Origin of the sequence: Providencia sp. PROV261, assembly GCF_028477945.1 — a bacterium.
In the GTDB taxonomy this organism is placed as follows: domain Bacteria; phylum Pseudomonadota; class Gammaproteobacteria; order Enterobacterales; family Enterobacteriaceae; genus Providencia; species Providencia stuartii.
Map to the genome: position 1 here is coordinate 1 of NZ_JAMPMC010000043.1, position 25,173 is coordinate 25,173.

The following is a 25,173-nucleotide window of genomic DNA, read 5'->3' on the forward strand; positions in this document are numbered from 1 at the left end:
CCCCTTTTTTACGTTTTTTTTTCGTTTGCTCAGATTACCATCAAATTTAGCTTAAATCACCAGTTTTTGTAGCCTATTGAACCCTTCGGCGGCTAATACAGGTTGTAATGCTAAAGCGGTATCATTCATTAAAAGGCAATATGCAAAGTCTTTTTCTTGACTATCAATCACTTCTTCTGCTTGATTATTAATCAGCCAAACCGCACGTCTCGCGATCGCCGCCCCTGAATCAACAAATCTTGTGCCATCTGGTAGCACTTGTTCGAGTTCTTCTATTAATAGAGGGAAATGCGTACAACCCAAGATCACCGTATCAGGAGGTTCAGGCATTCTTAACCATGGCTTCACTGCATTGGCAATTTCATCTAGCGGAATTTGTTCACCATGTAATTTTCTTTCCGCTAGTTGAACAAGGTCGGCAGAACCCAGCGAGAGCACTTTGCAATCTGTTGCAAACCGTTCAATTAGCTCTTTAGTATATTCGCGATTCACCGTTCCTTTGGTTGCAAGCAATCCAACAACACCATTTCGCGTTAATTTAGTCGCAGGTTTAATTGCTGGCACAACACCAACCACTGGGAAACGAAAATGGGCTCTAAGGTTCGGTAAGCTCACGGTACTGGCTGTATTACAGGCAATAATTGCTATCGTTAAAAGGTGTTTTTTCGCAATAGCATCAACGAGTTGATACACCCTATCGATAATAAATTCTTCACTCTTTTCACCATAGGGGAAGGCTTCATTATCGAATGCATATATATAATGTGCGTTAGGGAGTAATTTTTTGACTTCCCGATATACAGATAGCCCCCCCACCCCTGAATCAAACACAAGGATGGTCGGGCGAATAGATAGGTTGTGATTAGAAGTTGTAGCTTCCTGTAAGGAAATATTCTCTTCCAGCGGTGCGATAACCATACGCGGTCTCATAGTCTTTATCGAACATATTAGCTATTTTACCACGAATTGTGAGCTGTGAAGTGATTGGATATGCCGCCGTGAGATCCCAAAGGCTAACCCCCCCTTGTTTTAGACGTTTTGATGGTGATTGGGAAAAGTCATTATCATAACGCGAACCTATATAGTGATAAGTTAGCCCCATATCTACCTCAGCAATATTCCAATCTAATTGGTATTTCACTTGTTGCTTAGCTCGGCGCTCCAATACTTTGTTCGTCTTTTTATTTCTGGGATCGACATATTGGTATGTTAATTGATGATGTAAAAAGCCAGTGCTAAATTCACCAACCCACTCGATACCTTTAATTTCTGCTTTTCCAATATTTTCATATGTATTGATAAAATTGCCATATTTATATTCAATCAGGTTATCAATATCATTATGATAAGCATTAATTTGCCAGAATAGCGGTCCCGTTATTCCTTCAACACCAATTTCCCACTGCTTACTTTCTTCTGGTTTTAAGTTCGGATTACCTTTTGTTGTTCCCCAATTTGATGAAGAATATGCGTACAGTTGACTTAGATTAGGTGCTTTATATGCTGTTGCGTATGATCCAACCAGTTTATACCCATCATAAAATTCCCAACTCAGCCCTGATTGCCATGATGTATGCCAATTAAATTCTGAATGATGATCCGTGCGAACGGCGGCTTCAGCTATAACAGAATCAACAAACGAGTATTGCCCCGTCAAATAGAGCCCCGTGTTATTCATGGTTTCTTTTTTAGTTATTAAAGCATAGCCGTTAGGCTCTATGCTTTGGCGCTGATAATCTATACCCGCACTAATATTACCTTTATCTAAACGATAATTGTTACCCCACTGAATATTATACTGCTTTGATTCATCTAGATTAGAAGAGCTAGCATACTGCCCTTGCCTTGGATCAAAATTGTAATCTTTAACGTAACTATAGCTTCCGGATAGTGAGGTTGAGTATTGGTTTTGATGATATTTAACCCCAGTTTCATATGTACGGCTATAAAGTTTACGGGTATCTACCCGCACACCTGAGTATTCAGAGGCATCATAACGAGTTCTATTATCATATCCATATGCTCTCGCATAAGCTGATATTTCAGATGATAACTGATGCTCCACACCTAGCCATAATGATTTATTAAGAAAACCATCTTTATCGTAGTCACGTGGACTAACGTCCTTAGGTGCTAGATCAAATCCTTTTGTATAGGTATAAGCTGCGGCAGCGGTTACTGTTGTATTTTCACCGATTTTCTGTTGAGTTGAGCCGTTATAATTCTGATAACCATAAGAACCAATACCCGCATTTAATGTGGTTCCTACATTATCTCGGCGAGTAATAATATTAACAACACCACCAATTGCATCCGAGCCATAAACAGCCGATCTTGCTCCACGAATATATTCGATTCGCTGAACTAAAGAGATAGGAATTTGGCTCATATCTGATGAGCCAGAAATACCCGCTTGGTTTAAACGAACACCATCAATTAATACCAATACATGGCGAGACTCTGAGCCTCTAATAAAGAGGGAGCTCTGCTGTCCTATACCACCATACTGCGCAATATCCACACCCGGTAGCCGCCTTAATACATCAATCACAGTATTAGACTGCCAATGATCAATGTCTTCACGCGTAACGACCGTCACAGGGGCCAGTATTGATGAAATGGGCTGCTCAAAGCGATTCGCTGACACCACCATTTCATCTGATTTATTGTTTGCGCTTGCTAAAGAAGAAATACCACACAACACTGCCATAGCAGCAACCGATAGCGGTAGTAACTTACTCTTATTCATTATAATAAATCCGGAATATCAATGAGATTAAAATTCCGCGAGGCCGAATATCAGATCCGCGCTAATATCCAACAAAGCGATTAAACTATGGCAGGTCTTCGGACTGAGAAGTCATACCCATCTGGGTAAAAGTTAACTATAGAGGCAACTTCCCATTAATTAATAACAGTGTTGTATCTCTTTTTTCCTTCATCACCGCTGCGCGTCAGTCTCGGACTTACACCGAGTTCCCTATTTACTCTTTACGACCATAGTCGCATTATCCTAAATGGATTGAAGGTATGTGTCTATGCGATGTGGAATCAAAAACTGGACATCTGCCCCACTTGCCCTACAATTTCGCCCCTGATGTTATTTTTTTACTGTTTTCTATGAATAGGGCCACACTAATGAATACTGAACACTATGAACTGCAACTTGCAGAAAAAGTAGAACGTCTGAAAACGATGATGGCCCCCTATACGGCAATGGAACCTGAGGTATTTACCTCACCAAAATCTCATTATCGTATGCGCGCAGAATTTCGAGTATGGCATGATGGTGATGACTTATTTCACATCATGTTTGATAAAGAGACTAAAGAGCGTGTGCGTATCGATCAATTTCCTGTAGCAAGCCAACTGATCAACAATATCATGGCTGAAATTTTGCCACTGATAAAAGAAAATGCGCTTTTACGCCATAAACTTTTCCAAATTGATTATCTCTCGACGCTGAGTAATAAATTAATTGTCTCTTTGCTTTACCATAAAAAACTCACTGAAGAGTGGATTGAAGCAGCCAAACAATTAAAAACAACGTTAATCAATAAAGGTTTTGATTTACAGCTTATCGGCCGCGCTTCAAAAACCAAAATCATGTTAGACAACGATTATGTTGATGAAATTTTGCCGGTGAATGGCAAAAATATGATTTATCGCCAAGTAGAAAATAGCTTTACTCAGCCAAACGCTCAAGTAAACATTAAAATGTTGGAATGGGCGATTGATGCCACTCAAGGAGCCACTGGCGATCTACTGGAGCTTTATTGTGGAAATGGCAACTTTTCACTGGCTTTAGCACAAAACTTTGAACGAGTCTTAGCCACTGAAATAGCCAAGCCATCGGTAGCAGCCGCGCAATATAATATTGCGGCAAACCAAATCGATAATGTACAAATTATTCGCATGTCAGCAGAAGACTTTACACAAGCCATGCGAGGAGTGCGTGAATTTAAAAGACTCGATGGCATTAACCTAGCAGATTACCAATGCAACACCATATTTGTTGACCCACCAAGAAGCGGGTTAGATGATAAAACCGTTCAGCTTGTGCAAGAATATGACAATATTCTCTATATTTCCTGTAATCCGGAAACCCTATGCGATAATTTGTCTGTCCTGAATGCGACCCATCAAATCAAAAAACTCGCTCTATTTGACCAATTCCCATATACCCATCATATGGAAAGTGGTGTGCTGCTGACACGCCGCTAAATCTTACTTGCCACCTGTTGTTTTTATTCATTAAGTCAGGTGGCAGCCTTGCTATTTTTAATATACACCGTAGCTAACTGGCGATTATTTTATTGCGAGTGGAAGATGAAAATTTGGTTAAGAAATTATTCGTGTTTTGCTCCGATAAAATACACAAACGCCGCAATGTTGGCATAGCGGCGTTATTGGTTAGAGCGGTTTGGAAACGCGATTAAACTTCAGCTTCGTTTTCTTCTGCAAGCTCTTTTTGTTCTTGTTTACGTGCCTTCCAACTTGTGTACATCCACAACGCGAGAGCGACAATAATGATTGAAGGAATAAAACTCGAACCTACGTCTGGATGTTGTACTCGTAAGATAGCTGCATAAGCAAATAGCCCTAAGAAAAAGTTACCTACAACAAACTTAGGTAGACCGATAGGCATCGCATGATGCAAATAACGTTGATGTAAACAATAAATTGCGACGATTAAACTAATAACAGGGAAAATAGAAAACTCTACTAAGGAGTTAAACAGAGCAGAGAAAGTTCCGTGAGTTGATAAGCCAATCACTAATGCTAATAGTAACGTGCTTTTCTCATTGCGATTGTGTTCCGTCATTGATTCTCCTTATATTATTTAGTGAGATCGGGGTCAGTTTGATTTTGTTTTTCTTGTTCACGGCGATACCAGTAATACGCACCTTTTGCGATCATGCGTAACTGAAGTACAAGCCGTTCTTCCAGATGCCGCCTTTTTTCTTCATCGATATCAAGCGCTTCTGCACCCGCGCTAAACACGATGGTCACCATAGACTCTGCTTGTAGCTCTGTAAAATAGCGTGGCATATGGCTTTCTTGTTCAAGGTAATCTGCTAATTCAGCAATAAAATGTTGGATTTCCCGTGCAACTGCAGCACGAAACTCAGCAGAAGTACCAGAGCGCTCTCGCAATAATAACCTAAAGGCATTGGGGTTATTACCGATAAATTCCATAAAAGTTGAGATTGACGTTCGGATCACACTACCGCCCTTCGCGATACGCTGCCTTGCTTGTCGCATAAGCTGGCGTAACATCAAACCACTTTCATCAACCATAGTCAGCCCTAACTCATCAACGTCTTTGAAATGACGATAAAATGAAGTGGGTGCAATACCTGCCTCACGCGCAACTTCGCGTAAGCTAAGGCTTGTAAAACTACGTTCTGCACTTAATTGGCTAAATGCGGCTTCAATGAGCGAACGACGAGTTTTTTCTTTCTGTTTTGCTCTAACGCCAATATGATTGCTCACGGTGATCCTGATTTCTATGTCATTAAACAGCCATTAATATACCAAAATATGAAAACTTGGGTGTGACCACCTCTCTAGCATACCTCAAATTTATTAGGCTGTTTGAGGGAAAAAGCGATTAAGTGTACAGATTACCGCTTTTCAGAATTTCACTAAATCATTTTTCAATAGGTGAAGGCTTTTTATTCGTAGAACCGTGCTTAATTTCCCGTCATTTGGTTAGAGAACTCGCTAAGCAATAAAAAAGCTTTTTTGTGAATACGCTTCAAAATAAAAACATTAAATAAAGCCATTAATTAAAAGTACATGAGTAAAGCGGGTAAATAATCGGCGGATATGCTAACATCATGTTGTCATTTTGTTTTAGAGCAGGTCTTACCTCATGCAACACATCCATTTTGATGCAATTGTCATTGGTTCCGGGCCGGGTGGAGAAGGCGCCGCCATGGGACTGGTGAAGCAAGGAAAAAACGTCGCTGTCATAGAACGTTATGATAGTGTCGGCGGTGGCTGTACCCACTGGGGAACCATTCCCTCCAAAGCCCTCCGCCATGCAGTTAGCCGAATTATCGAATTTAACCAAAATCCACTCTACAGCGATAATTCTCGCTCCTTACGCTCCTCTTTCTCTGAAATCCTCAAGCATGCTGAAAGCGTGATCAGTCAACAAACGCGTATGCGCCAAGGTTTTTATGAGCGTAATGGCTGCCAAATGTTCTCTGGTGAAGCCACTTTTATTGATGAACGCCATGTGAGTGTTCGCTATTCCGACGGTAGTTGCGATGTTCTCAGTGCAGATAATATCGTAATTGCGACAGGGTCGCGTCCTTATTGCCCATCCGATGTCGATTTTAACCACTCTCGTATTTACAACAGTGATACCATCCTAAATCTAACCCATGAACCACGCCACGTGATTATTTATGGTGCAGGGGTGATTGGTTGTGAATATGCGTCTATCTTTCGCGGGTTAGGTGTCAAAGTTGATTTAATCAACACACGCGATCACTTACTTGCCTTTTTAGATCAAGAAATGTCAGATGCACTTTCTTATCACTTCTGGAATAGCGGTATCGTTATTCGTCATAATGAAGAGTATGAAAAAATTGAAGGTGTTCCTGATGGCGTGATTGTCCATCTTAAATCAGGTAAAAAAGTCAAAGCAGACTGTTTACTGTATGCGAATGGTCGCACGGGGAATACGGATAAGTTAGGTTTAGCGAATGTGGGTATTGAAGCAGATAACCGTGGCTTGATTAAAGTCGATAGCGCTTACCGCACTTCTAATGAACATATTTATGCTGTTGGTGATGTTATTGGCTATCCAAGCCTTGCATCTGCTGCCTATGACCAAGGTCGTATTGCCGCTCGAGCTATAGCAGAAGACTTAGGTAATGCACACTTAGTTGAAGATATTCCTACCGGCATCTATACCATCCCTGAAATTAGTTCTGTTGGTAAAACAGAGCAAGAATTGACAGCGATGAAGATCCCCTATGAAGTCGGACGTGCTCAATTTAAACATTTAGCACGCGCCCAAATTGCAGGTATGAACGTGGGCAGTCTGAAGATCTTATTCCACCGTGAAACATTGCAAATTTTAGGCATCCACTGTTTCGGGGAAAGAGCCGCTGAAATTATTCATATCGGTCAGGCTATTATGGAACAGAAAGGGGAAGGAAATACCATCGAGTATTTTGTGAATACGACCTTCAACTATCCTACGATGGCAGAAGCATTCCGCGTTGCCGCATTAAATGGCTTAAACCGCCTGTTTTAAGCTATTAAGTGATTGCCGAACCTAATACGGCAATCACTTCTCTAGCCACACCCTACTTATTAGCGCGCTTTATTACTGTAATAGCTACTCATCAAATTATAAATAGCCTCAGCAAGCTGTTCATAGCGACCACGTAACGGTGAGCCTGGGCGATAAACTAATACTACTGTACGTTTCGGCTCTGGATGAATACAGTTCAGATAGCAAATACCATCACGGCAGGATTCATGAGGCACGGCCAAATCAGGCAATAATGTAATTCCACTTCCTGCTGCCACCATATTTCTCAGCGTTTCTAGGCTTGTTGCTCGGAAATGTGTATCTTCTTTAGCCCCCGCTTGAAAACAAAAGCCCATCGCTTGGTCACGTAAGCAGTGGCCATCTTCCAACATTAATAATTTCTCGCCAGATAGCTCATTCATCTCGATAGTGTCACGCCCCTGCCATGAGTGACCTTCATAGATGGCGAGCTTCATTGGCTCTTCAAACAAGGGTACAACAATAAAAGGATCTGTTTCTTTCACTTGCGCCAAAATAGCACAATCTAATTTACCGCTATCCAACTGAGCCAACAGTTGCTGTGTCTGTTCTTCATGTAGGTAAATTTCAAGTTTAGGGAAGAGCTTGTGCAATTCAGGAATGATAAGGGGCAAAAGATAAGGCGCGATCGTTGGGATCAACCCTATATGTAAAGGGCCAGACATGCTTTCCCCCTGTAGAGCCGCCATTTCCTGTAAGACTTTAATTTCGCGTAAAATCGTCCTTGCTTGTTCAACAAGTAGCAATCCTTGTTGAGTAAATAAAACCTTGCGGCTAGTCCTTTCTAGTAACATAACCCCAAGTTCTTCTTCTAGCTTACGTATTTGGCCACTCAATGTTGGTTGACTCACATGACAAGAGTCTGCTGCACGACGAAAATGCTTATGCTCAGCTAATGCCACTAAATATTCCAGATCGCGAATGTTCATTTTGTCGCCCTTCTTAATATAAACTGCCAATCAGTATACCAGATACCTAATGCTTTTAACTATCAATTAGAATTGACATGTTCAATAATTCTTCATCATTTGCAACGTGACATTTTGTCTCGCCCATTCAATTTATATCAAAATGTAAATTTAAGTAACTAATTATGAATTAAAAAAACAGGGATAAAATAATATAATCAATTGAAATAATTATTATTTTTTATATTTTGCATGAAATAAAATTTCACCCTAAATGCAAAAAATAGAAACAATTATTCATCATATAGCAACATATTATTTACATTATTGTTTTTGATTTAGTTACTCAGGCTACGCTCAAAAAAACACCACAATTGATAAAATATCAAACTAAATTATTAAAAATAAATGAAATTTAACTCCACAAAAACATCATCAAAGTAATTATTTTCAATATTTTACGCCAATATTTTGCAACATATTATTAACTTAAAAGGACTTTAAATTTATCAAATAGAGCTATATTTATGTAAACAAGAAGGAGAAAAATAGAGACACAAAAGGAATAGGAAGGTTGACGTTAATGGAATAGTGATTTTCTTGAATGCTGAACACCTGATGTGGGTATAGCTAAAGGAGAAACGCTATGAAAAGCATACAACGTACCTTGAGCCATCAACTAAACCCACTCACATTCATTTATCGAGTGAGTAGATTTCAAACGCCTTGCTCACGACAGAATTACTCGATAAACAACGCATTCATCGTTTTGGGCAACGATTATCTGCCCTACTGATATCTCTCTTAGTCACAAATAGAAAAGCAAACCAAGTTCGATGATTGATGCTATCACTTTCATGATGAGATACACCGCTATGCTAAGAACATGACATCATGCAAAACAAGATAGTGTAAGTATGCAGGCCAACACCGACACATAAACCGTTTAATACAAAAAAGTAGGCCAATTTCATTTTAGTCAGTCAATTTTTATCGAATAGGTATAACGCTATCGTTATATAAAAAAGCTTCATCTAACAATTAAAAATAAAACAATTAATCGCAATATGCGTATTTCAATCTGTCACCGTTTGATTACGGTGACAACAGAATAAATCGTAGATAGCGTAATTTAATAATTCACTTACTCGATGAAATATTTAGATACATTATGTTTATTTTTATCATTGTTTTATTAATTTCCATTAAAAAATAAATAAAAAATCATTGCAATTTACTTTATATTTTTAATTAAAAAGACAACCAAAACCGCCTCTACACCAACAGATAAAACCATCAAAAAGGAGACAAAAAGAAGCATATAAAGCCAAATACCTACAATGAGTCATTACACACAGAATTAAACTCTAATTAACTGAATTGGGAGGGAATGCATACAATCAATATTATTAATCAATTTCAAATATATTTACTCACATTTGCTTTTTAAAATTAACACCCAAAGCAAACTTTAATCTATATAATTCGCTTCATCCAAACTTGTGGAAACAATATAAGCGAATTAAGTTACTTAAATATATATCGAGGACTAATACCATGATTAAGAATACAATCAAAACAGCGTTATCTTTTGCTCTGATCGCAACTGCTTTATTTACAACTAACGTTCAAGCAAAAACTAATAGCACAACAATTACATTTAAAGCAATGATTGTATATCCTCCTTGCAACTATTCTTTTAATAACAACAATGCTCAATTAAATTGTTATAATAGTGAAGAGAATAAAGTAAAAACATCAAGTTTTAATTATACAAAGCAATCACCATCTAGCGAATGGAAGAAAACTGAAGACAACCGCAGCATTTATCAATTTAATTGGACTAATAAAGAAAAAGGCTTAGCTATGGTTTCAGTTAAATACCTCTAATATAGTAAAAGGCAATCAAAAACAGTTAGTTATAAACCATAATTCAGCAATAGGTTTTAAGTATGAAAGCGTTACACTTAAATCTGAAAAGAGTCTTATTTGCTCATTAATGGTATTATTACTCGCCCTGCATTCAGCGTTGCTGATACAGGTTCAATAAAATAAGCATACATTAGAGTGACTGTTCTGACAGGCTCTATCCTGTACGAATGACTCTTGAAATAGATAGTTAATATTTAATTGCTTAAATGACAAAGCAAATATGACCCAAGAAAGATGAGATCTTAAGGAACAATGAGATTCTAAAAATTGGGAAATAATTAACGATGGTCTAGGAGCTTATATTTATAACTGGATTGGCGAAAGGATACTGTTAGGCCTTTTAACAATTAACTATATTTAAGTATTAAACTTTTAATCGCATGTACGGGGTAGTTACCTACCCCGCCATTTTATCCCACTTTAAACACTATCTTGCAAATTCAATGAGTTAAACCCCTAAACGTGCTTTAGCCTCCGTAATTGCCTTAGCGACTTGTTCCTTTGAAACTCCGCCTTTTGCTAAACGCTTATCTAGACAAGATTGCAATGAGAGGATCTGATACACATCGAGTTGGATAGTATCACTGAATTTTTGCAAATCACTTAATGCCATCTCTTCCAATGCTTTCCCTTGGCTAATCGCAGCAACCACCGCCTCGCCGACAATATGGTGAGCTTCACGGAAAGGAACGCCTTTAGCAACAAGGTAATCCGCCAGCTCAGTAGCATTGGCATAGCCTTGTTTTGCGGCTTCTTCACAACGATTTCGACGAATTTGAATACCATCAAGCACCAGAGCCGCCATATGGAGACAGTCTAACCAAGTATCAAGAGCGTCGAACAACCCTTCTTTGTCCTCTTGCATATCTTTATTGTAGGCTAGCGGTAATCCTTTTAAGGTCATCATCATTCCTGTTAATGCCCCTTGTACACGACCACACTTACCACGGATCAACTCAAGTGCATCAGGATTTTTCTTTTGTGGCATTAATGAAGAGCCTGAAGTGACTTTATCTGAAAGTTCAACAAACCCCGCTTCACCACTGTTAAAGAAAATAAGATCCTCTGCAAAACGGGATAAATGCACCATACCAATACTTGCATCGGATAATAATTCGAGAACATGATCCCTATCTGAAACTGTATCAAGGCTATTACGCGTTGCCGATGAGAAACCTAGCCATGATGCCAGTTGCTCACGGTCGATATCATAAGCAGTTCCCGCTAAAGCCCCACAACCTAGCGGACTAACATCTAAACGTTTTAATGTATCTTTTAGACGACTTTCATCACGCGCTAACATTTCACTATACGCTAAACACCAATGAGCAAAAGTCACTGGTTGTGCACGTTGCAAGTGGGTATAACCGGGCATGACCGCATCTTGGTTATTTTCCGCGGTGATCACTAACGCTTTTTGCAGTTCCACCACAGCTTCTAACAATAGCGCGACTTGATCTTTACACCATAATTTTAAATCGGTGGCAACTTGGTCGTTACGACTACGTCCAGTGTGCAGTTTTTTACCTAAATCACCTACTTTATCAATCAGTTTACCTTCAACCCAGCTATGAATATCCTCGGCATCGCTCTGTAAAATGCGCTCAGGATCATCTTGCACCTCTTTTAATAAGGCATTTAGCGCTTGCTCAAGAGATTGCTGCTCTGCCTCTGATAGCACCCCAACAGTGACCAACGCTTTTGACCATGCAACCGAACCAATAATGTCTTGCTGCGCTAAGCGATAATCGAAACGCAATGAATCATTAAATTGTTTAAACCGCTGATCGGCTTCTTGACTAAAACGTCCACCCCAAAGTGCCATAACTGATCCCTATCTGATTGATAAAATAAATGTGATACCCGACAGCAAATAGCTGTCGGGAAGTGTACATCAATAAAACTATTTCGCTTTGTTCTGCCCTTTTAGCGCACGAATACGCGACGAAAGAGAATACAAACGGATAAAGCCACCAGCATGGCTGTGATCATAAACTTCATCTTCACCAAATGTTGCGAACTCTTCAGAATATAAGCTGTTATCTGCTTTTTTCTGGATAGCAGTTACTTGGCCTTTATACAATTTCAGAACCACTTCACCAGTAACGTCTTGCGCTAAAGATTCTGCTGCTGCTTGCAGTGAATGACGCAAAGGCGCAAACCAACGACCATCATAAACCACGTAGGACATTTCTAAGCCTAGTTGCTCACGCCATTTAAAGCTGTCGCGATCGAGAACGAGTTGCTCAATGCCACGTAAAGCAGCCATCATGATGGTGCCTCCTGGGGTTTCGTAACAGCCACGAGACTTCATACCAACTAAACGGTTTTCAACAATATCAATACGGCCGACGCCATGTTTAGCACCGAGGACGTTTAAAGCTTCAAGACATCCCAGCGGAGATAATGTTTGGCCGTTAACAGAAACCACTTCCCCTTGTTTCACACCGACAGTCACTAGCTCTGCTTCATCTGGTGCATCTTTCGGATCGACCGTCCAGACCCAGCAATCTTGGTTTGCCGCATTCCATGTGCTTTCTAATACGCCGCCTTCGGTAGAAATATGCCATGCGTTTTCATCACGACTATAAATTTTTTCTAAACTGGCTGTCGTTGGAATATGACGCTCTTTCAGGTAATCCAATAGGGCTTCACGCGAACGCAAATCCCACTCACGCCATGGCGCAACAACTTTTAGCTGTGGCGCAAGTGCGCTATAAGTGCTTTCAAAACGCACTTGGTCATTTCCTTTACCTGTTGCGCCATGCGCTACCGCGTCGGCACCAACTTTCAGAGCCAGTTCAACCTGTGCCTTAGCAATAATAGGACGTGCCATTGAAGTCCCTAACAGGTAGCTTCCCTCATAGAGCGCGCCAGTTTTCAATACTGGGTAGATATACTCTTTGACAAACTCTTCACGTAGATCGACCACATGGCATTCCGATGCACCTGATTGCAATGCTTTTTGCTCAACGCCAACGAGATCTTCTCTGTCTTGTCCTACATCGGCAACGAAAGCAACCACTTCGCAATCATCATAGTTTTCTTTTAACCATGGAATAATTGCCGATGTATCTAGACCACCTGAATATGCTAATACAATTTTTTTAATGCCCTTTTTCATAACTTACCTATCCCGATTCCGCTCAATTAAAAAGTTTTCATTCATTCTTGGTGGTCGCGCCAACCAAACGCATCCGCTTTAGGATGCTAAAATCCGTGTGCCAATAGCAGTACCGTTAAATAGAGCTGGTAGTTGCTCTGCATGACGCCAACTGGCGATATCGACAGGACGTTGCAATGTTTTGGCTGCCTCTAATGCGGCATTAACTTTTACGATCATGCCGTCCGTGATAATGCCTTGCTCAATTAACTTCTGTGCTTTTTCCGTTGTCATTTCATTAATTTTTTGACCCTTACCATCAAGGATGCCACTGACATCTGATAGCAATACGAGATCCGCATTTAACGCTTGTGCGATGGCTGTTGCGGCTTGGTCGGCATTAACATTCATCAATAACCCTTCTTCGGTCACGCCGATGGAACTAATGATTGGTAAATAGCCTGCACCGAGTAAAAGCTGTAATAATTTAGCGTCACCCGGCTTTGCATCGCCGACATGCCCAAGTTCGTCATTTAATTGAGTGACGACAGCACTTTGCCCATCCCCCAAAGATAACCCAACTGCTTGTAACTGATATTTCGTTGCCCACGCCAACAATGTTTTATTGGCGGTGCCAGCCAACGCGCCTGTGATAATGTCTATCTGATCAGCAGGCGTCACACGCAATCCTTGCTTTTTAACCACCGGTAGTTGCAGCTTTTGCATTAGCTCATCCACCAAGCAACCACCACCATGCACGATCACTAAAGGTCGTTGATGAGATTGACGATAGGTTTGTAATGCATTAAACAATCTTTCAAGCGCTTCTTCGCTATCGAGTAATACACCGCCCAATTTAATCACTAATGGTTGCATGGGGTTTATCCTTAAATAAGTTCGTTGGCACTAAAATAGTGATTGCGTTTCATTGAAACCGAAACGAATATTCATGCACTGCACAGCTTGCGCGGCAGCCCCTTTTAATAGGTTATCTTCTGTTCCGACTAAGATCAGGTGCTCACCTTTTAACACAAAGCCGATATCACAAAACGGTGTGCCTACCACTGATTTCAGGGCAGGAACACCTTTTTCATACAAACGGACTAATGGCTTATTTTGATAAGCATCTTTGAATACTTGACGAATTTGTTCGTCTGTCACTCCGCGATTCACTTTGCAGGTAATGGTGGCCAAAATACCGCGTGAAAAATTCCCCAAGTGCGGAGTAAAAATAACTTCACGACCTAAATGGATTGCAATTTCGGGTTGATGGCGATGCGTGAAGATGCCATAGGGTTGTAAACTCACTTCACAAAAACTGTTGGTCATTGACGCCTTACGACCTGCCCCAGAAACACCACTCGTCGCATTAATCACTGGCCACATATGGTCATCGAGTAACTTGGCGTCGATCAGTGGTTTTAGTGCTAATTGAGAAACCGTTGGATAACACCCCGGCACGGCAATTAACTGTGCTTGACGAATTTTATCGGCTTGCCACTCAGCTAAACCGTAAACTGCTTGATTTAACCACTGACTGTTTGTATGTTCGAAACCATAATATTTCGGATAGAAAGTGGCATCTTGAACACGATAAGCCCCAGACAGATCAAATACGACACACCCTGCTTCTAGGAACTGAGGCGCAATGTCATGGCTAACTTCGTGAGCGGTTGCAAGAAAGACAACATCAATACCTTGTGCCGCGGCTGCAACATCGGTTAATGGCAACACGGGCATATCGATAATGCCTTTATACTGGGGATGCAACTCAGAGAAGCACTTACCTGCATCAGCACTTTGCGCTGAAACCATCAATCCCTGAAGGTTTATTTCAGGATGACGCTGCAGATAGGCTGCCAATTCCGCTCCAGTATAACCACTGGCCCCGATAATGAGTGTGTTCAACATAGATTTCTACCTTGTGCTCGTGACCCAAACAGTTTAATGTGTATTTTTATTCAAATAAAGTGCATGAATATTGATACTATTATGGATAAAGGCTGTCAACAGTGAATATTAAATTACCTGCATTTATTGAGATTTATCGCCAATTAATTGCCACTCCTTCTATCAGTGCTACTGATGCGCAACTCGATCAGAGTAATAAAGCCTTAGTAGAATTACTGGGTGGATGGCTGGAAACCCTCGGATTTACGGTCAATATTCAACCTGTACCGGATACCCGTGATAAATACAACCTACTTGCCTCAATAGGGGAAGGAAATGGCGGCCTAATGCTGTGTGGGCATACCGATACAGTTCCTTTTGATGAAGGGCGTTGGAGTAAAAACCCTTTTGCGCTATCAGAGCATGACGGCAAGTTATACGGTCTCGGCACTGCCGACATGAAAGGTTTTTTCGCTTTCATTGTCGATGCCTTACGTGACATTGATACCCGTAAATTAACTCGCCCATTGCATATACTTGCAACCGCAGATGAAGAAACCTCAATGGCAGGCGCGCGTTACTTTGCAGCCAGTACACAACTTCGTCCTAATTTTGCCATTATTGGGGAGCCGACCTCATTACAACCGATACGTGCGCACAAAGGGCATATTTCGAATGCCATCCGTATTACGGGGCAATCAGGTCATTCAAGCGACCCAGAAAGAGGCGTGAATGCTATCGAATTAATGCATGAGTCTATTTCACATCTGATGACGCTACGTAATACATTGAAAGAGCGTTATAACAATCCTGCTTTTGTGATCCCTTACCCGACGATGAATTTTGGTCATATTCATGGGGGTGATGCGGCTAACCGTATTTGTGGATGCTGTGAATTACATATGGATATTCGTCCATTGCCGGGGCTGACCTTGCAAGATTTGGATGAGCTATTAAATGAGACGTTGGAGCCTGTAAAAGCAAGATGGCCAGGACGCTTAGCAATTGAGTCTCTCCATCCCCCTATTCCTGGGTATGAGTGCCCAACGGATCATAAAATGGTGGCTGTGATTGAACAGTTACTGGGTCAGAAAGCTGAGACGGTCAACTATTGCACTGAAGCGCCGTTTATTCAGGCGCTATGTCCGACACTTGTGCTCGGCCCTGGCTCGATTGAGCAAGCACATCAACCTGATGAGTTTATCGATATGAAATTTATTGAACCGACTCGCCAACTGCTCAGCCAACTGATCGAACATTTCTGCCTGACTGAATAAAAATGTGTTGCGCGCAATAACTTCGGGTTATTGCGCCATTTGTTAACATGAATTTTTTTCCAGTTACGACTGAAAAACCCTCACAACACTATTTCATTTAAGTGTTGACTCTGCATGAATATCCGGTAATCTTTGTTTAGACGTCTAAACGTATAGACACTTAAATGGATATAATAAACTATCGATACCATAATGGTTTCGCTATATACAAAGTCATGAGGTCAGGGTATGAGTTTCTTTCACGCAAATCAGCGCGAAGCGCTAAATCAAAATTTAGCTGAATTAGATGGACAAATTAATGTCTCTTTTGAATTTTTTCCGCCGCGCACTGAAGAGATGGAACAGACCCTTTGGAAATCTATTGATAGGTTGAAAAACCTCAAACCAAAATTTGTCTCTGTTACTTATGGCGCAAACTCAGGTGAGCGTGATAGAACCCATAGCATTATTAAAGATATCAAAGAAAAAACAGGGTTAATCGCTGCGCCTCATTTAACCTGTATCGATGCAACACGCGATGAACTCAGAGAAATTGCACGTGATTATTGGAACAGCGGTATCCGCCAAATTGTTGCATTACGCGGTGATCTCCCCGATAACAGCCGTAAGCCAGATATGTATGCAGCCGATCTCGTTGAGCTGCTCAAAGCAGAGGCAGATTTTGATATCTCCGTAGCGGCTTATCCCGAAGTGCACCCTGAGGCCAAAAGTGCACAGGCTGACTTAATTAGTTTGAAAAAGAAAATTGATGCAGGAGCCAACCGTGCGATTACGCAATTTTTCTTTGATGTAGAAAGTTATTTGCGTTTTCGTGACCGCTGCGTCGCAACAGGTATTGATGTTGAAATTGTCCCTGGCATTTTACCTGTTTCAAATTTCCGCCAACTTGAGCGGTTTGCCAAACTAACCAATGTACGAATTCCATCATGGATGAGTAGAATGTACGAAGGCCTTGATAATGACCCTGAAAGCCGTAATTTGGTGGGTGCTTCAATCGCCATGGATATGGTGAAAATTTTAAGCCGTGAAGGGGTGAAAGATTTTCACTTCTACACCTTAAACCGCTCTGAACTCACATATGCGATTTGCCACACGCTTGGTGTAAGGCCATAACCTCCTCTATCTCCAAATAGTATGAAGGCCGCACTTTGCGACCTTCATACATCTTGTTTTATTACCAACTCCCTGACGCACCACCACCGCCACTGGATCCACCACCACCTCCGCTGGAGCTATCACTTGATGAACTCGATGAACTCGATGAACTCGAAAAGTCTGATGAGCTAAAAGAAGAAGAAGAGGGTAAATAATAGTAACGGCAAATATCATGCCATTCCCGTCGTTGTTGTCGGTAAGTAGGCGAAATGGTATGGATCACAAGAAACAGTATTGGAGTAGCAAACATGCTCCCTACCACAAAAAATAGCGCCACAAACAGGAATAAAATAGGGATAAAATCTCCTTCTAGCCATATCGCCAATAACATGAGTGCTAAATAATAGAGTATCGTCATCAACAAGGTACTAAATAACGAAGGAAAGTAGTATTTATATTGATAATACTTTTTCAGCTTGGCTAACTGTTTCTGTTTCTTTGCCCGTTTGGATTTACTCGCATGCTCTATGCTATAAATTTCTTTTTCAATATATAGCCGACGCTTTTTAGTACCATAAAATAACATCGTAAAATAAGCTGCGATAAATGATATAAAATAGAAAAGCTTATAATGTTCTACACTCTTTGGTAGCACAATTCCATTATGCACTTCCCCCATTTGATAGTCTGGTGCCTCATTCATCACATTAATCGCACGAAATACGCCATTTTGGATCCCAGCGTAATACTGGTTGTCTTTAAAATCAGGTATCATACTTTGACGAATGATACGCCCAGCAATCGCATCGGTCATGACCCCTTCATAACCATACCCAACTTCAAAGCGCATATTGCGATCGTCTATCGATACAACCAGCAATACACCATTATTTTTGCCTTTTTGGCCTAATCCCCAACGATTAAACGCGCGTAATGAAAATTGTTCTATTGTTTCATTACCTGTAGTTGGAACAATATAAACAACAAATTGTGTGCCATCACCACGCTGCTTTTCAAAATTTAATAACTGGCTATTTAAAGTGTGGTATTGCGACTCACTTAATAGGCCTGCACGGTCGAGCACCCTATCACTACCCAATGCAGGGAGTTGGATTCGCTGCGTAGCCCAGCTTCCACTGCTAAATACACAGAACAATAATAGCCAGATCACATGCCGATATTTCAATTAAAATCCACCGTAGGTACTGTTTTTATCGCCTGTTCGTTATCTGCTTTAAAATTCGCTTTTGCAGAATACCCAAAATAACTTGCAATCAAGTTGCTAGGAAACTTTCTGATTTGTGTATTATATTGACGAACGGCTTCAATATAACGACCCCTTGCAACGGTAATGCGATTTTCAGCGCCTTCCAGTTGCGTCATTAAATCTTGATATAATGGGCTGGCTTTAAGATCAGGATAACTTTCCGATATGGCTAATAAACGGGATAATGATTGCCCTAATTGTGCTTGTGCTTTTTGATACTCCGCTAAAATAGCCGGATCTGATAATGCACTTGCATCCACTTTAATTTGCCCCACTTCCGTCCTTAATTTCACAACTTCCATGAGAACTTTATTTTCATAACCAGAGTAACCTTTTACCGTATTGACTAAATTCGGAATAAGATCAGCACGACGTTGATATTGGTTAATCACTTCGGATGCGGCAGCGTCAACAACCTCATCATTTTGCTGAATACTATTGTAGTTGGTAACGACAATGACCGAAATAATAATGATAAGAGCTAAAATGGAGATAATCAGTTTACGCATTGTGATGACACTCTATCCTTCGTATATCCATTGTTGAGCACAACAGAAATAAATTGAATCTGACCTACATTCATCATTCCATTAATTCATCGATAGAAAGTGAATAGTTTGATATATGAGCGAGCTAGCTCTATTTAGTACAGAACTAATCCCTATTTTAGCAACTTAACATAAATATTGATAAAATTCTTGCCGTCGATTTAAATAAGATAAGCGATATCACGCGGTAAAACGAAATACAGAAAAATGTGTCGGACGCTGTCGATTATTCGTCAATAGATAAATAAAAAAGAAGGCCCCATTTCAACTTGGCAGCCTTCTTACTGTTGTCGTGCGTGATGTGATATTGCACATTTTATCGGCCAAACCAGCGAATTGATCTGGCCAAAATATTATCTTCTAGCCGGTATTACGCATCCCCGCTGCAACACCTGCAATCGTCACCATCAACGCTTGCTCAACGCGAGGATCCGGATGCTCTTGCTGGCGAGAACGGTGTAGTAGCTCGGCCTGTAAAACGTTTAACGGGTCCGTATAAACATTACGTAAAGCAATTGACTCCGCAATCCAAGGTAAGTCAGCCATTAAGGCTTCATCTTTGGACACCGCCAGCACACTCTTAATATCTTCAGAGAGCTGCTCACGTAATTTCACACCCAGAGGCCAAAGGCGCTCCTCCACTAAACGGTGATCATAATATTCAGCCAGCCACAAGTCAGCCTTCGCATAAACCATTTCCAGCATGGCGATACGGGTATTAAAGAACGGCCATTGTTGCCACATTTCATCTAATATGGCTTGTTTGCCTTCTTTCTCAATCACATATTTTAACGCTGCTCCCGCCCCTAACCAAGCAGGCAACATGAGGCGATTTTGTGTCCATGCAAAAATCCATGGGATCGCACGTAATGTCTCAACGCCCCCCGTTGGACGGCGTTTTGCCGGACGAGACCCCAACGGCAACTTGCCTAATTCTAGCTCTGGTGTTGCAGCGCGGAAGTAAGGTACAAAATCAGGCTGCTCACGAACATAATCACGGTACATCGCACAAGAAACGTCAGAGAGGGTATCCATCACTGATTTCCACTCTTGTTTTGGCTCCGGTGGCGGCAGTAAATTAGCTTCTAAAATCGCGCTTGCATACAGCGCAAGGCTGCTAATCGCCACTTGTGGTAGACCAAACTTAAAGCGGATCATTTCACCTTGTTCAGTCACTCGTAATCCCCCTTTCAGGCTGCCCGGCGGTTGTGACAAGAGTGCTGAATGAGCGGGCGCACCACCACGGCCAATAGTGCCTCCACGTCCATGGAACAAGGTTAAAGTGACCCCTTCTTTGTCGCACAACTTAATCAGCGCATCTTGTGCACGATATTGCGCCCATGATGCCGCCATCACCCCAGCATCTTTTGCCGAATCAGAGTAGCCAATCATGACCATTTGGCGGTCATCAATCAGCTCACGATACCACTCAATGCTCAAGAGTTTTTGCATAACACTTTCAGCATTATTCAAATCTTCAAGTGTTTCAAACAGAGGTGCGACAGGCAGGCGAACGGATGCCCCCGCCTCTTTGAGGAGCAATTTAACGGCCAGAACATCGGAAGGAACTTTCGCCATCGAAATGACGTAAGCTGCGATGGAGTCATTTTTCGATTCTGCGATCACGCGGCAAGTTTCAAATACTTCTGCCGTCTCAGGGCTTGGTTGCCAATGACGAGGGATCAACGGCCGACGAGATTGTAATTCAGACAGTAAAAAGGCTTGTTTTTCCTCTTCACTCCAAGCTGCATAATCCCCTAACCCAAGATATTGCGTTAATTCAGCAAGCGCTTCTGTATGGCGAGTACTTTCTTGGCGAACGTCAATGCGAACGAGTTGCAAGCCAAAACTCCGTATACGACGTAACGTATCGAGTAACTGCCCATTCGCAATAATGCTCATACCACAGGCCATTAACGATTGATAACAGGCATATAGTGGATCCCACAATTGGGCATTGTCGGTCAGTAAATCGGCTGGTGGTAGTGCTTGTTCGCCTTTTACCTTGCGTTCTAAATACTCTAATGTGGAAAAGAGTTGGCTACGCAAATTTTTTGCAATTTGCCGGTAAGGTTCATCTACCTCATCTCCCCCAGCGAGCGCCCGTAACTCAGGAGTCGCTTCGGTCATGGACAGTTCAGAAACCAACACTTGGATATCTTTTAAAAAGAGATCTGCGGCTTTCCAGCGGCTAAGTAGTAATACATGGCGAGTCACTTCCGCAGTCACATTCGGGTTACCGTCGCGGTCTCCCCCCATCCAAGAAGTAAAACGAATTGGGTTTGCTTCGACAGGCAGTTCAGCACCAATTGAGTCTTCTAATTGCTCATTAAATTCACGTAGGAAAGCCGGAACCGCTTCCCAAAGTGAGTTTTCAACTACGGCAAAACCCCATTTGGCTTCATCAATTGGCGTTGGACGTATTTTACGGATTTCGTCAGTGTGCCACGACTGAGCGACCAACTGGCGTAAACGACGCATGATATTGTTGCGTTCGTAATCAGCCAGATCATCATGATCGAGTTGTGATAAGCAGGTATTCACTTCAACCAATTTATGGATCAAGGTGCGGCGTGCGATTTCAGTAGGATGGGCCGTTAGCACCAATTCGATCGACAGTTGGTTAACCGCTTGACGAAGATCACTATCGGTAAAGTTTTTCTCTTTTAAACGACTAAACAGCTTTTTAAGTGCCACAGGGTTACTCGCTGCTTCACCATGTGGCGAAATGCTATGATATTGTTCGGCAACGTTTGTCAGGTTCAAAAATTGGTTAAATGCTCTTGCAACCGGTAATAGTTCATCATTAGATAGGTTTTGCAGTGTCATCAACAGCTTTTGGCGTTGTACTTCATTGCCTGCACGCGATGATTTTGACAACTTACGAATTGATTCGACTTTATCGAGGATATCCTCACCTAATGCTTCCTTGATTGTGTCGCCAAGTAGCTTACCCAGCATACTGACATTACTGCGCATTGCGGAATATTGCTGATTCATGAGACTCCTGACCTTGTGCTTTTGGCAGAATGCTACCCCGACCTAAGTTTGCTGACGGTTAACAAACTGCGACCTAATTTCCTGTAATTAAATTTCAACCAACTGCGATAGAATTATTGTTTTGTGATGCAGTCGCCAAATTTTACCCTTGCCTCTATATAGATATCAGAAAAAAAGCGCTTTGGGGGATTTTTCTGAAATTTAATTACACCCTCATTCTTATTAGTTTTTCTTATTTAAGTCTTGTTTTAGCGCAATATATTGTCGATTCAGCACTTTTAAGATATGAATCTTGCTTAAGATTTAAATCATCAGAACAAAAAGGCAAAAAATAAAGAGGAAAAAATTAAGCGGTAGATAGGCACCGTCACCGATGCCTATCTTTAAACGAAATTAAAGTAGTTGTGAAAGGCGATTAAGGTCGGATTGGATCGCCCCCGCGGTAACATCACGACCAGCGCCGGGCCCCCGTATGACTAATGGATTATCACGATACCAACGACTTTCAATAGCAAACACATTATCACCCGGCAGCAGCGATGACAGTGGATGATCAGGCTTAACTGCCTCTACACCAACCCGAGCACGCCCTTTTACCGCATCAAACCGTGCAACATAACGCAACACCATTCCCATTTCTTGAGCCGCTTCTAAACGTTGCTGCATCTGCTCATTGATAACTGCACTATTTTCAAAGAACTCATCCAAAGAGCCAGACTCTGCTTGGGCAGGTACTAATGATTCAACACGCACATCACTCGGCTCAATTTCATAACCTGCTTCACGCGCTAAGATGATCAATTTACGCATCACATCTTGCCCTGAAAGGTCAATGCGGGGATCTGGCTCCGTCAAACCTTGCTGCCATGCTTGTTCCACTAATTCACTAAACGGCACTGAGCCATCGAATTGTAAAAACAGCCACGATAACGTCCCTGAGAAAATACCACTTATCGCTAAGATGGCATCACCACTCTCTTTCAGGTCACGTACCGTATAGTTAATAGGTAACCCAGCCCCAACTGTCGCGTTATATAACCAATGGCGGCCAGTTTTCGTAAAAGCATCACGTATTTGACGATATTGTTGGGTTTGTGCGGCTCCCGCAATTTTGTTCGCACTGATGACATGGAACCCATAGCTGGCAAAATCCACATAGCTTTCAGCAAGAGATTCGCTCGCGGTCACATCAAGCACGACTAGATCATCATATGGATGGGCGCGCATCCATAAAAATAGATTATCATCTTCATGCTCGACAGCTTCATCATCAAAGAAAGCGAGTGCTCGGCTTGGATCAATGCCTTGATAATTCAGTAAACTACGGCGGCTATCGACTACCCCTGCTAGGACAAAATCAAAATCACTGCGTGCCGAGATATTTGGTTGCTCGGCAGCAAAAAGCTCCAACCAACGCGCACCAATATTGCCCTTCCCAAACAAGACTAAGCCAATGCGTTTTTCAGCACGGAAGAGGCTTTGGTGCATACCTTGAATTAAAGGGTCGGTCTGGTTTGAACGCAATACTGCGACGAGGCTGATCCCCTCTTCTGAGTGCCAAACAAACTCGACAGGTTGATCTTTTAACTCCTCATAGAAACGATGGCTATGCAGTGGGTTCTTGCACACCCCAGCCCCCACCAATGCAACTAATGAAAAACCTTCACGAAGTGATAAGGTGCCCGGTAACCCAGCTTCTTCTAAAACATTCAGTGCACTTTCAACCACTTCAGAGGTATAGCAGAACTGTAATAAGTTTCTATCTGAGTGGATGCCATGAGCCAGTGGCCGTAACTGAGTACGTTTTAATAATAAGTCGATATCTTTATATATCTGATTAAAATCGCGCCCCTGTGCCAGCCTCAACTCAATTAGGCAAACATCATCATGGCTAGTGACTATTTTAGCACCTGTTCCTGAAGCCAAAACACGCTCAATCTTTGTCGAACCCTGCTCAGGCTGATAGCTACATCTTAACTGTAGATCGATATTACTAACGGAAACGGGTTGCAACGTGCGAGTGTGCAGCACCGGCGCAGCAAGACGAGCCAACTCACTTGCCTCATCCAGCCGCAACAATGGCAGTAAACATGCGTCTTTGATTTTACGAGGATCCGCACTGTAAACCCCTGCCACATCACTCCAAATGGTGACTTTCTCGACCCCTGCTAATGCGCCGACTTGTGTTGCAGAGTAATCGCTCCCATTACGCCCTAGTAGAACAGTCTCTCCCGCATGGTTACGAGAAATAAACCCTGTAACAACAAGGCGATGCTGAGGATATTGCACTAAAATCTGTTGTAATAAATGGCGTGATTGCGATTCATCGACCTGAGGCTGAGCCGCTCTTTCTGCACGTAAAAACATACGTGCATCAAGCCAAGCACTTTGCATACCCGCCTCTTCTAATACTGCCGACATGAGACGAGCAGACCAAATTTCACCATGACCGACCACTTCAGCGTAAGAAGCATCATTAATAGGTTTATCTAACAAAGCGCTTAAGCGTTCGAGATCTTCAACAAACTGGCGATTTAATTGTTCTGCTTTTTCTTCAGGCAATAGCCCATGGATCAATTCTTGCTGATAGCGACGTAAATATTGTTGAACTTGATGAGCCGAAATGCGATCACTTTGGCTCAATTTCAACCAATTAATAAGCTGATTTGTTGTACTTCCAGCGGCGGACACGACCATTAAGTCACCAGATTGGCTATAATTCGCCATAATGTTGGCAACTCGCTGATAACATTTTACATCGGCTAAACTACTACCCCCAAACTTATGTAACTGGCGATGGCATGGCCCCGCCTCGACTGCTGTCAGTACACTCATCAA

The 25,173-nt window shown here is 41.8% G+C and carries 18 protein-coding genes and 1 riboswitch; of the genes, 5 read left to right on the forward strand and 13 right to left on the reverse strand.

The window, feature by feature from the left end:
* Positions 1–51: 51 nt before the first annotated feature.
* Positions 52–918 (reverse strand): glutamate racemase, encoded by an 867-nt coding sequence (gene murI, locus PR675_RS18530; protein ID WP_060561563.1) that lies wholly within the window; start codon positions 916–918, stop codon positions 52–54.
* On the reverse strand, positions 863–2,752 hold the full coding sequence (gene btuB, locus PR675_RS18535) for a TonB-dependent vitamin B12 receptor BtuB (RefSeq protein ID WP_181710205.1): 1,890 nt from the start codon (positions 2,750–2,752) through the stop codon (positions 863–865). Before btuB ends, murI begins: the two co-directional genes overlap by 56 nt.
* 69 nt (positions 2,753–2,821) lie before the next feature.
* A riboswitch (cobalamin riboswitch) is annotated at positions 2,822–3,017 on the reverse strand.
* Between the two features lie 121 nt (positions 3,018–3,138).
* Here btuB and trmA point away from each other — a divergent pair.
* Entirely contained in the window at positions 3,139–4,224 is a 1,086-nt protein-coding gene (gene trmA, locus PR675_RS18540; RefSeq protein ID WP_120752684.1) for a tRNA (uridine(54)-C5)-methyltransferase TrmA, read from the forward strand.
* A 211-nt stretch (positions 4,225–4,435) separates the two neighbouring features.
* Here the strand turns inward: trmA and PR675_RS18545 are convergent, their stop codons facing one another.
* Together PR675_RS18545 and fabR are read right to left on the reverse strand one after the other, a co-directional pair.
* Positions 4,436–4,825, reverse strand: coding sequence for a YijD family membrane protein (locus tag PR675_RS18545; RefSeq protein WP_004924454.1), 390 nt, complete (start codon positions 4,823–4,825; stop codon positions 4,436–4,438).
* A gap of 14 nt (positions 4,826–4,839) precedes the next feature.
* On the reverse strand, positions 4,840–5,496 hold the full coding sequence (gene fabR, locus PR675_RS18550) for an HTH-type transcriptional repressor FabR (RefSeq protein WP_004924455.1): 657 nt from the start codon (positions 5,494–5,496) through the stop codon (positions 4,840–4,842).
* A gap of 382 nt (positions 5,497–5,878) precedes the next feature.
* On the opposite strand from fabR, the gene sthA reads away from it, so the two are divergent.
* Positions 5,879–7,276 (forward strand): Si-specific NAD(P)(+) transhydrogenase, encoded by a 1,398-nt coding sequence (gene sthA, locus PR675_RS18555; protein WP_004924458.1) that lies wholly within the window; start codon positions 5,879–5,881, stop codon positions 7,274–7,276.
* 59 nt (positions 7,277–7,335) lie between these two features.
* Here sthA and oxyR read toward each other — a convergent pair whose 3' ends face one another.
* Positions 7,336–8,244: a DNA-binding transcriptional regulator OxyR gene (gene oxyR / locus PR675_RS18560; RefSeq protein WP_014657264.1), complete on the reverse strand. Its 909-nt coding sequence runs from the start codon at positions 8,242–8,244 to the stop codon at positions 7,336–7,338.
* A gap of 1,536 nt (positions 8,245–9,780) precedes the next feature.
* Here oxyR and PR675_RS18565 point away from each other — a divergent pair.
* A complete protein-coding gene (locus tag PR675_RS18565) occupies positions 9,781–10,113 on the forward strand; it encodes a hypothetical protein (protein WP_004924557.1) in 333 nt (110 codons plus the stop codon).
* A 490-nt stretch (positions 10,114–10,603) separates the two neighbouring features.
* Here the strand turns inward: PR675_RS18565 and argH are convergent, their stop codons facing one another.
* The 4 genes from argH to argC all read right to left on the reverse strand — a co-directional run bounded on the left by argH (position 10,604) and on the right by argC (position 15,169).
* A complete protein-coding gene (gene argH, locus PR675_RS18570) occupies positions 10,604–11,980 on the reverse strand; it encodes an argininosuccinate lyase (RefSeq protein ID WP_004924562.1) in 1,377 nt (458 codons plus the stop codon).
* Between the two features lie 78 nt (positions 11,981–12,058).
* Complete coding sequence (locus PR675_RS18575) at positions 12,059–13,279, reverse strand: argininosuccinate synthase (RefSeq protein ID WP_004924564.1); 1,221 nt, start codon at positions 13,277–13,279, stop codon at positions 12,059–12,061.
* Between the two features lie 78 nt (positions 13,280–13,357).
* Positions 13,358–14,134 (reverse strand): acetylglutamate kinase, encoded by a 777-nt coding sequence (gene argB / locus PR675_RS18580; RefSeq protein WP_004924569.1) that lies wholly within the window; start codon positions 14,132–14,134, stop codon positions 13,358–13,360.
* A 30-nt stretch (positions 14,135–14,164) separates the two neighbouring features.
* Entirely contained in the window at positions 14,165–15,169 is a 1,005-nt protein-coding gene (gene argC / locus PR675_RS18585; protein WP_004924573.1) for an N-acetyl-gamma-glutamyl-phosphate reductase, read from the reverse strand.
* A 101-nt stretch (positions 15,170–15,270) separates the two neighbouring features.
* On the opposite strand from argC, the gene argE reads away from it, so the two are divergent.
* Together argE and metF are read left to right on the forward strand one after the other, a co-directional pair.
* On the forward strand, positions 15,271–16,425 hold the full coding sequence (gene argE, locus PR675_RS18590; protein ID WP_004924576.1) for an acetylornithine deacetylase: 1,155 nt from the start codon (positions 15,271–15,273) through the stop codon (positions 16,423–16,425).
* Between the two features lie 228 nt (positions 16,426–16,653).
* Entirely contained in the window at positions 16,654–17,538 is an 885-nt protein-coding gene (gene metF, locus PR675_RS18595) for a methylenetetrahydrofolate reductase (RefSeq protein ID WP_004924579.1), read from the forward strand.
* 61 nt (positions 17,539–17,599) lie between these two features.
* Here metF and PR675_RS18600 read toward each other — a convergent pair whose 3' ends face one another.
* From PR675_RS18600 to PR675_RS18615, 4 genes are all read right to left on the reverse strand, one after another.
* Entirely contained in the window at positions 17,600–18,706 is a 1,107-nt protein-coding gene (locus tag PR675_RS18600; RefSeq protein WP_042117145.1) for a TPM domain-containing protein, read from the reverse strand.
* Entirely contained in the window at positions 18,703–19,296 is a 594-nt protein-coding gene (locus tag PR675_RS18605) for a LemA family protein (RefSeq protein ID WP_004924584.1), read from the reverse strand. Before PR675_RS18605 ends, PR675_RS18600 begins: the two co-directional genes overlap by 4 nt.
* 399 nt (positions 19,297–19,695) lie before the next feature.
* Positions 19,696–22,335 carry a phosphoenolpyruvate carboxylase gene (gene ppc / locus PR675_RS18610; protein ID WP_004924587.1) on the reverse strand — a complete coding sequence of 880 codons (2,640 nt, stop codon included), beginning with the start codon at positions 22,333–22,335 and terminating at the stop codon, positions 19,696–19,698.
* A gap of 393 nt (positions 22,336–22,728) precedes the next feature.
* Positions 22,729–25,170, reverse strand: a complete 2,442-nt coding sequence (locus PR675_RS18615) for a bifunctional aspartate kinase/homoserine dehydrogenase II (RefSeq protein ID WP_042117148.1) — start codon at positions 25,168–25,170, stop codon at positions 22,729–22,731.
* Between the last annotated feature and the right edge of the window lie 3 nt (positions 25,171–25,173).